Raw genomic sequence first — 13,385 nt, forward strand, 5'->3', positions numbered from 1 at the left:
GTAACCACAACCCATGCGCGCGGTTGTTCGCGGTCACGGCTCGCGTTACAGTTTTGACCCGGGGGAGGGTGTTATGATCCGATTAGCAATTTCGTTTTTTGCCTGTGTACTGATTATTGGTTGTGGCGATCAAACCACAGAACCCAACAGCGAGGCATATACCGGGCCGATCATTGACGTTCATCTCCATGCCTATCCCGCTGATGGTAATGGCCCGCCCGGGCAAAAAACCTGTAGCGGTTTCGCCGCAGATCTGCGGTATGATCCGGCTGTGCCGTGGCGGGAGCGTTTGGTCCAGCGCGGATTTTCCGATTATTGCGATGGGTCAATCGTTGGGGCGGCCACGGATGAAGCGGTCATGAACGAGACCCTAGAAGCCATGCGGCGCAATAATGTTCGCGGGGTGTTGTCAGGGCGCGGCGACCTTTTTGAGACCTGGTTAGAGGCCGGTGGTGATCTTTTCATTCCCGGGCATGCCTTATCGAACCGGCCGGATGATCTCAGCGCCGATGCGATTGGGGCGCTTGTCGATCAGGGCAAAGTCAAAGTGCTGATGGAGGTTACGTCGCAATATAACGGCATCAAGGCCGATGATCCGCGCCTTGCGCCCTATTGGGCGATGGCGGCTGAAAAAGACCTGCCGGTCGGGATACATATTGGCGTCGGGCCGCCGGGTGCGCCCCATCTATATCCTGAATTCACGCTTCAATCGCCCCGCACCTTGGAGCCCGTATTAAAGCAATATCCGAATTTGCGTGTTTATGTAGTCCATGGCGGTTTTCCGTTTACGGATGACCTGTTGGCAATGCTCTTTATGTTTCCGCAGCTTTATATTGATGTGGGTGTTTTGCAAATCGCGGCGACACGTAGCGCCTATTACGACTTTTTGGAGGCTGTTGTGGACGCCGGTTATGTCGACCGGATCATGTTTGGTTCGGATCAGATGAATTGGCCCGCGCTGATCGACGAGGGCATTGCGGCAATTAATGACGCGCCATTTTTGACCTATGAGCAAAAGAAAATGATCCTTCACGACAATGCGGTGCGATTCCTCCGCCTGGAGAGCGAAGGCTAGGGAAAACACTGAACTGCGGAAACGGGCAAGTTTACCCTTGGTGGAATTCAGCCATAGCTTGTGCCGAAATCGTTAATCGCATCATTTCCGACGTATAAATACTAAATATTGTTCATGCTTAATCGAGTGCTGTTGACACTCCTTTACCTGACAGAACAATATTATGCGCTCATTTAGTAGTGTCTGGAGGGGAGTATGAAGGTCATTATTGCCGGTCTGGTGGCCGCGGTTTTTGCGATTAGCAATGCGAGCGCTGCACTGCTGTGGAGCTATGAAGCAGAGTCGGATGTAACTTCGCCCACGGGGTCGAATGACGGCGGGATTTTTGTCGGTGCCGGGATCGCACCGGATACGAGTTTTTCTGACCTGTTCGCGGGTACAGCACCGGTTGTCGGTGCTGACACGCTCATCACTTCGAATAATGTCAATACGATTTCGTCGGGTGCGGATTTTGATGCCTTCGCCACATCAATAACGGATGGTGTGGACCATAGCTTCTTCTTTTCGGTTTACCTGAATAATGGTGGGACGCCGGCTCTTGTGAACTTTTTATGGGGACCGGAATCGGATCTGATTGGCACGACCGCTGCCGCGAGTACGAATGGCATTGATTTAGAGGGCTATGTGATTTCGTCGATTGTGCTCACGGTGACAAATGTAATCGCCCCTGCAAGCGCGGATGGTTTTAATATTTCGGCCGATCTGCGCATTGATGTTTATGGCGATCCGGTATCCGATGTGCCATTGCCCGCGGCGTTTCCATTGTTCCTTGCGGGTCTGGCCGGGATCGGTGCGATGCGCCGCAGACAGATAAAGGCGACGCGTTAATCTCGCTTTTGGGCGGCGCTGCGCCGCCGCCCTGCCGTATAACGCTCCGAACCCCGCTATTCGAATAAAAGAGCGTTCCTGTTTACCCACCATATCTTGATGTTGCGGTGCATCCAGCGCCCATGGCCTATGGCCGGTTAGACAGGCTTCGCTATCGGTTGTGGTCTGACCGCGCCTGCGACCATAGATTGACTCTTTCCAGCCTCAGGCGCATCATCTTCTTCTCTATCAATGCGCTCCGTATACGCGCAAATAGATCGCGGGGGTCGTGTTCTTCGCGGACTAAAAGCCAAGTTGTTTACGCATTCATTACTTGAAAATTAAACCAACTGCTTAGCCCTCGGGAGGGACCCATGCGCTATTCGAATTTTCTCAAAATTGGTGCCATTGCTTTTGTTGTCGCGCTTGCACCGGTGACGTCTGCATCGTCTTCAGATCACGATGAAATCGCAAACGCGGTGATGGCGCTTGCCAAGTCGCAATGGGCTGCGGAAATGTCCGGAAAATCCGCACGGGAACAAATGCAAACGGTGGCTGATGATTATACCGAATTCAATCCGGCATTCCTGACCCGTGTCGATGGCAAGGCAATGATCACCCGGGTTGCTGCGGTTGAATCAACCGAGAAAACGGTTTTTGCAGATATGCAGAACCCCAAGGTGCAGGTCTATGGGGATACGGCTATCCTGACCTATAATTATGCGGGCATGATGAAGGGCCCGGACGGAACGGTGAAACCCAATATCGCAAAATCAACCCGCGTTTATGTGAACATGGGTGACGCGTGGAAACTTGTCCACGCGCATTTCTCGACCATTCCGAGCGGGAACTAATTGGGACTTTAGGAATTAAACCCGATAACTTTGGGGGAGTGGCGGCGGCCTTTAATGGCCGCCGCCAAATATTCCTGTACGGACGGAATAATCAACCGCCAGCGCATATTCCGGGTCATCATTGGAATCGACCATCAATTGTCCCGCGCGATTGAGTAAGCTGTGGCAATCGCGAGAAAGATGTCGAAGGCGCAAGGTTTTTCCAAGCGCTTCATATTTCGCGGCCATGTCTTCGATGGCCTGCAGCGCCGATTGGTCAACCACCCGCGAGCGCATGAAATCGACAATTACCATGTCGGGGTCTTCTTCGGGCGTGAACAGTTCCATAAATCCGTCGGTCGAGCCAAAGAACAGCGGGCCTTCCAGCTCATAGACCTTTGCGCCGGCTTCGGTCACGCTTTCGCGGGTGATGGCGTGAATGCGCTTTGCATTGTTCCAGGCATAGGCGAGGGCCGAAACAATCACCCCGACGACCACTGCGACGGCGAGGTCATGCATGACCGTGACGATGGTGACGAGAACGATCACGAATGCGTCCGTCAGCGGAATGCGGCGCATGATCCGGAGTGACTGCCACGCAAACGTACCGATAACCACCATGAACATTACACCCACCAGCGCCGCCAGCGGGATCTGCTCAATCAGGCTCGACCCAACAAGGATAAAGGCCAAAAGGAAAAGCGCCGCCGCAATGCCCGAAAGGCGTGTCCGGCCACCGGATTTCACATTGATCATCGACTGACCGATCATCGCGCAGCCGCCCATGCCGCCGAAAAAGCCGGTAACCAGATTGGCCGCCCCTTGGGCCAAACATTCCTGTGATGCGCCGCCCCGCTTATTGGTTATTTCGCCTACGAGATTAAGCGTCAGAAGGCTTTCGATCAGGCCAATCGCCGCCAGAATGAAGGCGTAAGGCAGGATAATTTTCAGGGTCTCAAGATTGAGCGGCACCGACGGAATGTGGAATGGCGGCAAGGTCCCCTGGATCGAGGCGAGGTCGCCAACCCGCGGCACATCAAGACCGAAGCCGATGACGATCGCCGCAACGATCCCGATGCCGGCCAGCGGCGCGGGGATCGCTTTGGTGATTTTCGGGATGCCCCAGATGATCGCCATGGTCAGCGCCACAAGGCCGAGCATCAGATAAAGCGGTGTGCCGGTCATCCATTCGCCGGAGCCGCCAATACCGTGGCCGCCCCCATCTGCGGTGCCGGGGACCTGAAACTGGCTAAGCTGGGCGAGGAAAATCACAATCGCGAGGCCATTCACGAAGCCAAGCATGACCGGGTGGGGCACAAGGCGAATAAATTTGCCGAGGCGGAAGATGCCTGCGAGCAGTTGAAGGATGCCCATTAAAACGACGGTCGCAAAAAGATATTCGACCCCGTGCTGGCTGACGAGGGCGACCATCACAACGGCCAGCGCACCGGTCGCGCCTGAAATCATGCCCGGACGGCCGCCAAAAACCGCCGTGATCAGCCCGACGATAAAGGCCGCATATAGCCCCACAAGCGGGTGCACATGGGCCACAAAGGCGAAAGCCACCGCTTCGGGGACAAGTGCCAGCGCCACGGTCAGGCCGGCTAGCAGCTCGACTTTGATCTGGTTCGGGGTGAGTTCGGCAAAGCTGGAATTGCTCCAGTCTTTTTGCGTGAGGCGTTCTGCGAACGCGGCGAGGGTCGTTTTCGTCACGATCGGGCCCGTTTCGTTAGTGATTCAATGAAAGCAGGTGCCTACATAGGGGAAACATGCTGCAATGCAACAACACCGTGCCATGGGTGGTTAGAAATTAGTCACTTTTTAGAGACATGTTAGGGGCTAAGCCGACTTCTGTGCTTTCTGGCGTGATTTTGGCCCGCGTTGTAATCATAAACAAAGCGTGACGATACAACGGTTGGCCTTTCCGCGCGAAATTGGCTAAGCAGAGTCACCGAAATAGTTGAAGTATGGTGCCGGTTCCTTTGGCATCGCCCAAAAAACGAGTTTTATCCCGATACATGTCTAGCTCAATTTCTGCTGCCGCGAGTCAATCAACCGCGAATACGAGAAATCCATGCGCCGAAAATGGCGTAAAACCAGCCGTTCAAATTCCCGCAAATTCGGATGAAGAATGCCCACGAAAGGCAATGTTGCGCCGAATTGCTACCCACTGCAAAAATTTTCAGGGCGCGCATTTGCATCGCAGCTTGTCTCAAGCGGGGCTGAGTATTGCGCTTTATGCGGGCGTAATCGCGGCATGTTTCTGGGCCGTGTCATCAGGGTTGTGGCCGCTCGTGTTTTTGCTGGGCCCGCTCGCCGGCGGATTATTGGTCAAGCTGTTCACGATCCAGCATGATTGTGGTCATGGCAGCTATTTCAAATCAAAACGCGCAAATCATGCGCTCGGCTTTTTCATCAGTATTCTTACCTTCACGCCTTATGGCTTTTGGCGCGACGCCCATAACCGGCACCATGCAAGCTCCGGTGATCTTGATCGGCGCGGTATTGGCGGTGTCGATACGCTTACGGTCGAGGAATATCGCGCCCTTTCGCCAACGAATAAGTTCTTGTACAGATTTTACCGTCATCCGGTCGTGATGATCGCATTCGGTGCGCCAATCTATTTCATTTTCATGCAGCGCATTCCGATGGCCGGGCCGATGCCATTCACCGAAACCTATCAAGGCATGCGCCTTGGGCAAATTTGGAAAAGCGTTGTCGCGCTGAATATTGCGCTCGTGCTGTTCTATGGGGGGCTTTCGTTCCTTTTCGGGTTTGGTGCGGTGGCGCTGGTCTTTGGCGTGTCGGTGACGGTCGCGGCCTGGGCCGGGACCTGGCTGTTTTTTGTTCAGCATCAATATGAAGACACCTATTGGGCGGCACGGCCAAAATGGAATTATGCGGAGGCCGCAATTTATGGCTCATCGCATTACAAGCTGCCGACACCTTTGCGCTGGCTTTCCGGCAATATTGGCCTGCATCATATCCATCACCTCGCGAGTTTGATTCCGAATTATCGCTTGATGGAATGTTACCGCGCCAGTGAGGATCTATTGTCCCTGCCGGTTATGACAATCAAAGACAGCCTGAAATGTGCGCGCCTCGCACTTTGGTGTACAGCGCAACAAAAGATGGTCAGCATCTCCTCGCTGCGCTAAACTGCTGCCGCAGGGCAAGCTGCCAATAACAATTTCAAAGATGCGCGTGGGTTTGCGCATCTTTTTCTTATGGAAGGTGAGGGAATGAAACTGATCACAACATTGATGGCCAGTGCTGTACTCTTGAGCGGATCAGCATTTGCGCAATCGGGTCTGCGTGCGGATATCGAAGCGGATTACGAAGCAAATCTCGAAGAGCTGTTCATTCATTTTCACAAAAACCCCGAGCTTTCCCATCGCGAGTTCAAAACCGCAAAACGCCTTGCGAGTGAAATCAGGGTGCTCGGTTATGACGTGACCGAGGGCGTTGGCGGTACTGGCGTTGTCGCGGTTCTGGAAAATGGCGAAGGCCCGACCATTATGATCCGTGCAGATATGGATGGATTGCCGGTCAAGGAAGATTCCGGTCTTTCCTATTCATCGGTCGCCACCCAGGAAGACATTGACGGCGAGGTCAAGCCGGTGATGCACGCCTGTGGCCATGATGTGCATATCACTTCGCTTGTGGGGACAGCACGGCAGATGGCAGCCCGCAAAGACGCATGGTCCGGTACGCTTGTGTTGATTGGTCAGCCTGCGGAGGAGCGGATCTCTGGTGCGCGCGAGATGATCAATGACGGGCTTTATAAGCGCTTTCCAAAGCCTGATTATGCGTTGGCATTTCACGTATCCGCCGATACGCCGATCAACCGCATTCAGGTGCCGCTTAATATCAGTTCATCGAGTTCCGATAGTGTCGATATCATCGTTCGCGGTGTTGGCACGCATGGGGCCGCCCCGCATAAAGGCATTGATCCGGTTCTCGTCGCATCGCAAATTGTTGTGACGCTTCAGTCAGTTGTCTCGCGTACGATCGCGCCGCTCGACGCGGGCGTGATTACTGTTGGCGCAATTCATGGCGGGTTCAAACACAATATCATTGGCGACAAGGTCGAGATGCAACTGACGGTACGCTCAGACGATCATGAAGTGCGCAAACAATTGCTCGATAGTATTGACCGCGTTGCTGAGGGCGTTGCCGTATCGCTTGGTGTGCCGAAAGATTTGATGCCCGAGGTTATTCGCTCAAAGACCGAAACCACGCCGCCGACTATCAATGACGAAGAAACAGCCAGAAAAGTCCGCGCTGCAATTACCAACGAGATGGGCGAAGATGTTTTGATCGATGTCCCGCGCGAAGGTATGGGGGCGGAGGATTTTGCCTATTTCGTGACGCCGGAAAGTGGCGTTAAAGGCGTTTATTTCAGCGTTGGCGGAACGCCTGAAAAAGACGTCGAATCGGCACCGTCGCATCACTCGCCATTCTTCAAGATTACGCCAGAGCCGGCGATTAAAGACGGCGTCCGGGCTATGACCGCATCGGCGATTTCGCTGTTTAATCAAGAACAGTAAAGCGAACGGGGAACCGCAATCATGCCAACCCCCTATACGCCAAAGCCCTATACGATAGTGATAACGAGCTGCGGGCGCTTTGATCTTTTGGGTCAAACGCTCGCCTCATTATTTGCGCATCTCGACCGGCCGCCGGCAAAGACAATCCTGATCGAAGATTCAACCGATCAGGCTGTGAAAGCGGTCGCGCAGCAGGTCTCCCATCCCATTGATGTTATCGTCAATGACCAACAGCTTGGTCAGATTGCGTCAATTGATAAAGCCTATGCATTGGTCGAAACGCCGCTCATTTTTCATTGTGAAGATGATTGGGCGTTTCACCGCTCAGGCTTCATCGCCGAGTCGGAGGTTATTCTAGACGCACACCCCAATGTTGCGATGGTGGGGCTCAGGGCGCGGGATCAGCTCAATAAAAAAATCCAACATATGCCGCAGCGCCAGCTTGATGGCCTTGCGTATTTTCTGCACGATCCAAGTCTGCACCCGGAATATTTTAGCTATTCCTTCAATCCCGGTTTGCGCCGTCTGGCGGATTATCATCGTATCGGCCCCTTCGCGCCCATCGGCGGCGAGGCCGATATCAGCTATGCGTTTAAAAAGGCCGGTTTTCAGAACGCCAATCTGGAAGAGCCCGCGGTTCGGCATATCGGCGATGAACGTCATGTTCATGATCCGCAACAACCGCGCCGCGCCAAAGGCGGTCTCGCGCGGATCCGGCGATCCATTCAAAAACGCATTAAGCGCCTTAGCCGCGCCTTCGAAGAGCGGTGCCGCTAGCCGCCCGATTTCCGCCCCATTTGCGCCGCGAAATGACCTTGCTTGCGCTCGACGGAACGGCGCGCGGTCCGGCGTTTCATCTTTGTGTCGTTACTGGCTTGGGGGCCTGTTTCAGTGAGGAGACACTTCGATGAAGAAGAAACTGGTAGTTGGATTAGTTGGTTTGTGTCTGGCGGGGATGAGCGCACCAGCATTTGCGGGGCAATGGAAGCTAAATCCGCGGGCCTGTCCGGACCTGCGAGAAGACCGAGCGGATCGGCGTGAAGACCGCCGCGATGCGCGCCGCAATTATGGTTATCGTGACCGCGCCGAGGACCGTTGGGACCGCCGCGAAAACCGCCGCGACGAAGCGGTGACGATTTGTCCTATCAGTGCGTTTTACTATGAGGGCAATCGCCGGGAGGCACGCCGTTATGCGAAGGCCCGCCCGCCTTTGGCGTGGGATCGCCGGGCGCGCATGTATTATCGCTATAATAACGGGATCAAAATTTATGTGCGGACATAATCCGTAAAGAGAAGGCTTTATAATCGGCTGAGGCGGAGCGATTTTCGGCTCCGCCTTTTTTATATATTGCACTGGCGAAATCCGGCCCATCGCGCTATAGGCGCGCGATGCAGCGGAAAGGATTGATTATGGCCAGTGAAAAAGACGTGAAAAAGGTGGTTCTAGCCTATTCGGGCGGGCTTGATACGTCGGTCATCCTTAAATGGCTGCAAGTTGAATATGGCTGCGAAGTCGTAACCTTCACGGCTGACCTCGGTCAGGGCGAAGAGCTGGAACCAGCCCGCCGCAAGGCCGAGCGCGCCGGGATCAAAGATATCTATATCGAGGATGTCCGGGAAGAATTCGTCCGCGATTTCGTATTTCCGATGTTCCGCGCGAATGCGGTCTATGAAGGGCTGTATTTGCTAGGCACCTCGATTGCCCGCCCGCTGATCGCAAAACGGCTCGTGGAAATCGCCAAGGAAACCGGCGCAGATGCAATTGCCCATGGCGCAACCGGGAAGGGGAATGATCAGGTTCGTTTTGAATTAAACGCCTATGCGCTCAACCCCGACATTCGGGTGATCGCACCATGGCGCGAATGGGATTTGAACTCGCGCGAAAAGCTGATTGCGTTCGCTGAAGCGCACCAGATCGAAATTCCAAAGGATAAACGCGGCGAAGCGCCGTTCTCGGTGGATGCGAATTTGTTGCACACCTCGTCTGAGGGCAAAGTGCTTGAAGACCCGGCGGTGCCTGCGCCTGATTATGTTTATCAGCGCACCGTGGACCCCGAAGCTGCACCGGATCAGCCAGAAATCATCGAAGTCGGATTCGAGCGCGGTGATGCGGTTTCGATCAATGGCCAAAAGCTCTCACCGGCTGAGCTGTTGACCAAGCTCAATGAATTGGGCGGCAAGCATGGTATTGGCCGTCTTGATCTTGTTGAGAACCGCTTTGTCGGCATGAAGTCACGCGGGATCTATGAGACGCCGGGCGGCACCGTGTTATTGGCGGCCCATCGCGGAATTGAGCAAATCACCCTCGATCGCGGCGCGGCGCATCTCAAAGACGAATTAATGCCGCGCTATGCTGAACTGATTTATAATGGTTTCTGGTATTCGCCGGAGCGCGAAATGCTGCAAGCGGCCATCGACAAAAGCCAGGAACATGTATCCGGCAGTGTCACGCTTAAACTTTATAAGGGATCAGCTGATGTCATCGGCCGTTCTTCCGAAAATACGATTTACTCCGAAGCCCACGTCACCTTTGAAGAAGACATGGTCTATGACCAGAAAGATGCCGAAGGCTTCATCAAACTCAATGCGTTGCGCCTCAAATTGTTGGCGCGGCGGAATATGAAAGCGAAGTAAGAAAAATGGATCTCACAAAGGTGCCGACTGGCGAAGACGCGCCAAAAGACATCAATGTCGTTATCGAAGTGCCGCTCGGCGGCGACCCGATTAAATACGAAATTCACAAACCGTCGGGCGCGATGTTCGTTGACCGCTTCCTTTACACGGATATGCGCTATCCTTGTAATTACGGTTTCGTGCCGGGCACGCTCGCCGATGATGGCGATGCGGTGGATGTCATGGTTGTCGGCAATCGTCCGCTCGTGCCGGGTTCTGTGGTCGCCGCGCGGCCTGTTGGCGTTCTGATGATGGAAGACGAAGCCGGCATGGACGAAAAGATCCTCGCAGTGCCAAGCCCACGCCTGACGCGCTATTATCAGAAAATCGAAACCTATGAGGATCTGCCCGATATTCTGACCGAGCGGATCAGCCATTTCTTCGAGCATTACAAAGACCTTGAGCCAAATAAATGGGTCAAGGTTGTGGGCTGGAAAGGGCCAGATGTGGCGGAAAAGCTGATTATGGACGGGATTGAAGCCGCGAAAAAAGCCGGCGAGTAAACACCTCGTTTACCTCTTTTTATGACGGGCGCTTCGGGTTATCATCGAAGCGCCCGTTTTTATTGGGCTAGGCTCTTTATTTGGGCTAGGCATCGCCGAAATGGCGATGCGGGGGAATAGTCGAGGGGTGATATGAGAAATATCGAGGCCATGTTTGGCGGTGTGCTGGCGCTGGTTGTGCTTGGCATTGCCTTTTACGCGATGATGAATGCCAATCTCGGCTCCGGCGGCAAATTGGCCGATGCGCCGACCTCAAACGTCATTGTTTCCAAGAGTGCTTCCGGTAGCGATATGACCCCGACACTGACCGCAAATGGCGGTCAGGATCTGGTTTGCGAGTGCTATGACGCGGCATTTGCCCTTGCGGCGAAGATCGATGTGCTGTCGCCGGAATATCGCACGGGCTTTCAGCAATGCCGCGCGCGCGGTGGTGTCGATGCCGGTGATGCGTGGACCGCAGGTTGGAACGCCCGGCTTTCCGGACGTCCCTATGAAGCCAGCTGCAAGGCCTATAAACGCCGCCGCTAGACGGGCCGTTAGGTCTTGGAAACAAAAGCCCCGGCCGCGAGTGCCATGGGTTGAATTTCAACGCTCTCAAATAGCCCGGCTTTGGCATAGGGATCGTTCTGCGCAAATGCCTCCGCTGCCGCTTGATCTTCGGCCTCGATAATCAGGACGGAACCTTTCGGTTTGCCATTGTCATCAAGCATCGGTCCCGCAACCAAGCCGCCGGGGCCATAGGCATTGAAGTAATCGAGATGCGCCGGACGTGTTTCCATTCGCAGCTCAAGCGAATTGGGTTTGTCACGGCAAATCAGAATGAAATTAGGCATTGTTACGCTTCCGTTGTGAATGGCCGCGCCAGTAACGCGGCGATGATTTCGTCTACTGTCCGCCGGCCACTAACAAGTTCCGCGACCGCAGAACAGATCGGTGCATCAATGCCGGCTTTCTCCGCCAGCGCATGGATTGCACCGGCGGTGGCAACGCCTTCGCTGACGCTATTGCGGCCGGCGAGGGCTTCGTCGAGTGATTTACCTTTTCCCAGCTCAATGCCAAGGGACATGTTGCGCGATTGCGGCGATGACGCGGTTAAAATCAAATCCCCTAAACCGGAAAGGCCGGCCATGGTCTGGGCTTGGGCCCCAAGCGCCACGCCGAGCTTTTGAAACTCCGCAAAGCCGCGCGCGATCAATGCGGCGCGGGCGCTCTCGCCCATGCCGCGACCGGCAACAACGCCAGCGGCAATGGCCAACACATTTTTGACTGCACCGCCCAATTCCGCGCCGGTCAGGTCGTCCGTCAGGTAGGGCCGGAAATGCGGCGCGCCGATTGTGGCCATCCATTTTTGACCAATGGTTTCATCTGCGCTGGCCAGGGTCACGGCGGTCGGTAGGCCCATGGCGACATCGCGTGCAAAGCTTGGGCCCGATAGAACCGCCGGTATGGCTTCCGGCCATACCGCCGATAAAACTTCCGTCATTAAAAGGCCGGTGTCCCGCTCGATGCCTTTCGAGCAAAGCGCAACCGGCAAGGCGCTTTCGCCGGCCAAAGCCCGTAATTCCGCGAAGGTCGGGCGTGAAAACTGGGCCGGAACAACGAAAAGTATGGCCTCGTTTTCAATGGCCATACCCAATGATTCGGTGGCTTTCAGGGCTTTGGGTAAGGGAACATCCGCCAGGTATTCGGTGTTCTCATGACGCGCATTGATGGCCTTAACGACCTCAGGTTCCCGGGCCCAGATGGTGGTCGGTATGCCGTTACTGGCGCACAGAGAAGCGAGCGCCGTACCCCAGGCCCCGCCGCCAATAACGCCAATTGATGTAAATGCCGAAGTTGATTTCATTTGATTCATTGCGAATTGAGGATTGAACGGTTTATAAAGACGTTAACATAAACATGCGGTGATTGATGCCAGCAGAAAATCTCGACGATACAGCCAAGCAGATTCTAGATGCCGCGAGTCGGCGCTTTCTTCATTATGGTTACGGTAAAACGACCATGTCGGAGATAGCGCAGGACTGCAACATGTCCACCGGCAATCTCTATCGCTACTTCCCATCCAAGCTTGATATCGCAGAAATGTTCGTGCGTGTCCTCAGGATGGAACAAGTGAAGAAATTGCGCGAGGTGGCGGATGCCCCGGACTTGCCGCCCGCGAAAAAGCTCCGGTCTTTCTTTCTCACCAAATTCACGCTCGCTTATGAGCGTTTCCACGATAAGCCAAAATCCTATGAGCTCTCGAATGAGCTTATGAATTCCCGCCCTAAAATCGCGATTGAATGGGAAAATGCCGAGGGGCGCGTCCTCGCTGAAATCCTGCGCCATGGTGTCGATGAGGGCGATTTCGCGATCGATAAACCGGACGAGACGGTCAAAATCCTACAAGACGCCGCCTATCGCTTTACCAGCCCATCGGTCTTTCATGAGGGGGAGTATGATGTCCTCGCGCGAGAGCTGAACGGCGTTGTCGACCTGATCCTTGATGGATTCGCGTGGCGGGCCGCTAAACAGACCGCCCAAAAGGCGCGAGAAAATGCCTAAGTTTTAGTGTAAAGCTCCACCCATTTGATCAAATCGGCGTGAGGTGTGTTGGTTTATGGCATGAAGATGCTGTTTAAGCCATTGAAAACGCTCGTTATTTTGCGGTGCGACAAAAAATGACCATTAAACAATGAATAATATTCATATCGTTCATTGACAACTCTTCAGAGGGGTCCTATGTCCCCCTTCAACAGGGCGGCACAACAATGATCGCCTTGCTCCTGAGGAAGAATTCTCAGGTTAAGAACAAACTTATACGAGAGATCAAAATGACCAGCCTTCGCAATTTTGCTGTCCAAGTGGCAGCGACAGTGACCCTTACCTGCGTACTTGGTGTCCTGCTTTTCAATGTCGCTGATTTGGCGACACGCGGCGTTGTCGTCGCTTAAAAGTTTTCTAC

The 13,385-nt window shown here is 54.3% G+C and carries 14 protein-coding genes; 11 read left to right on the forward strand and 3 right to left on the reverse strand.

All coding sequences use genetic code 11. The features are described from left to right. Positions 1 to 73 precede the first annotated feature (73 nt). The 3 genes from ABFZ83_RS12690 (at position 74) to ABFZ83_RS12700 (ending at position 2,736) form a co-directional block, all read left to right on the forward strand. Positions 74 to 1,075, forward strand: a complete 1,002-nt coding sequence (locus ABFZ83_RS12690) for an amidohydrolase family protein (protein ID WP_411816923.1) — start codon at positions 74 to 76, stop codon at positions 1,073 to 1,075. Between the two features lie 195 nt (positions 1,076 to 1,270). After that, a complete protein-coding gene (locus tag ABFZ83_RS12695) occupies positions 1,271 to 1,903 on the forward strand; it encodes a VPLPA-CTERM sorting domain-containing protein (protein WP_411816924.1) in 633 nt (210 codons plus the stop codon). A gap of 353 nt (positions 1,904 to 2,256) precedes the next feature. Beyond that, positions 2,257 to 2,736 (forward strand): YybH family protein, encoded by a 480-nt coding sequence (locus ABFZ83_RS12700; protein ID WP_411816925.1) that lies wholly within the window; start codon positions 2,257 to 2,259, stop codon positions 2,734 to 2,736. A 51-nt stretch (positions 2,737 to 2,787) separates the two neighbouring features. Here the strand turns inward: ABFZ83_RS12700 and ABFZ83_RS12705 are convergent, their stop codons facing one another. Further along, complete coding sequence (locus tag ABFZ83_RS12705) at positions 2,788 to 4,428, reverse strand: SulP family inorganic anion transporter (protein WP_411816926.1); 1,641 nt, start codon at positions 4,426 to 4,428, stop codon at positions 2,788 to 2,790. 482 nt (positions 4,429 to 4,910) lie between these two features. Here ABFZ83_RS12705 and ABFZ83_RS12710 point away from each other — a divergent pair, with 482 nt between their 5' ends. From ABFZ83_RS12710 to ABFZ83_RS12740, 7 genes are all read left to right on the forward strand, one after another. Then, complete coding sequence (locus tag ABFZ83_RS12710; RefSeq protein WP_411816927.1) at positions 4,911 to 5,873, forward strand: fatty acid desaturase; 963 nt, start codon at positions 4,911 to 4,913, stop codon at positions 5,871 to 5,873. 84 nt (positions 5,874 to 5,957) lie between these two features. Next, the gene (locus ABFZ83_RS12715; protein WP_411816928.1) at positions 5,958 to 7,265 is read left to right on the forward strand and encodes an amidohydrolase; all 1,308 of its coding nucleotides are present in this window, start codon (positions 5,958 to 5,960) and stop codon (positions 7,263 to 7,265) included. A gap of 21 nt (positions 7,266 to 7,286) precedes the next feature. Next, on the forward strand, positions 7,287 to 8,042 hold the full coding sequence (locus ABFZ83_RS12720) for a glycosyltransferase family 2 protein (RefSeq protein WP_411816929.1): 756 nt from the start codon (positions 7,287 to 7,289) through the stop codon (positions 8,040 to 8,042). A 130-nt stretch (positions 8,043 to 8,172) separates the two neighbouring features. Further along, positions 8,173 to 8,547, forward strand: coding sequence for a hypothetical protein (locus ABFZ83_RS12725; RefSeq protein WP_411816930.1), 375 nt, complete (start codon positions 8,173 to 8,175; stop codon positions 8,545 to 8,547). Between the two features lie 128 nt (positions 8,548 to 8,675). After that, positions 8,676 to 9,899 carry an argininosuccinate synthase gene (locus ABFZ83_RS12730; RefSeq protein WP_411816931.1) on the forward strand — a complete coding sequence of 408 codons (1,224 nt, stop codon included), beginning with the start codon at positions 8,676 to 8,678 and terminating at the stop codon, positions 9,897 to 9,899. 5 nt (positions 9,900 to 9,904) lie between these two features. Continuing rightward, entirely contained in the window at positions 9,905 to 10,441 is a 537-nt protein-coding gene (ppa, locus tag ABFZ83_RS12735) for an inorganic diphosphatase (protein WP_411816932.1), read from the forward strand. 132 nt (positions 10,442 to 10,573) lie between these two features. After that, positions 10,574 to 10,969 carry a hypothetical protein gene (locus ABFZ83_RS12740; protein WP_411816933.1) on the forward strand — a complete coding sequence of 132 codons (396 nt, stop codon included), beginning with the start codon at positions 10,574 to 10,576 and terminating at the stop codon, positions 10,967 to 10,969. 8 nt (positions 10,970 to 10,977) lie between these two features. Here ABFZ83_RS12740 and ABFZ83_RS12745 read toward each other — a convergent pair whose 3' ends face one another. After that, a complete protein-coding gene (locus ABFZ83_RS12745) occupies positions 10,978 to 11,274 on the reverse strand; it encodes a YciI family protein (protein ID WP_411816934.1) in 297 nt (98 codons plus the stop codon). A gap of 2 nt (positions 11,275 to 11,276) precedes the next feature. Next, on the reverse strand, positions 11,277 to 12,287 hold the full coding sequence (locus ABFZ83_RS12750; RefSeq protein ID WP_411816935.1) for an NAD(P)H-dependent glycerol-3-phosphate dehydrogenase: 1,011 nt from the start codon (positions 12,285 to 12,287) through the stop codon (positions 11,277 to 11,279). Between the two features lie 65 nt (positions 12,288 to 12,352). On the opposite strand from ABFZ83_RS12750, the gene ABFZ83_RS12755 reads away from it, so the two are divergent. After that, positions 12,353 to 12,985, forward strand: a complete 633-nt coding sequence (locus ABFZ83_RS12755; protein ID WP_411816936.1) for a TetR/AcrR family transcriptional regulator — start codon at positions 12,353 to 12,355, stop codon at positions 12,983 to 12,985. The last annotated feature ends 400 nt before the right edge of the window (positions 12,986 to 13,385 follow it).

Origin of the sequence: Hyphococcus formosus (assembly GCF_046736345.1) — a bacterium.
Taxonomy (GTDB): Bacteria; Pseudomonadota; Alphaproteobacteria; order Caulobacterales; family Parvularculaceae; genus Hyphococcus; species Hyphococcus formosus.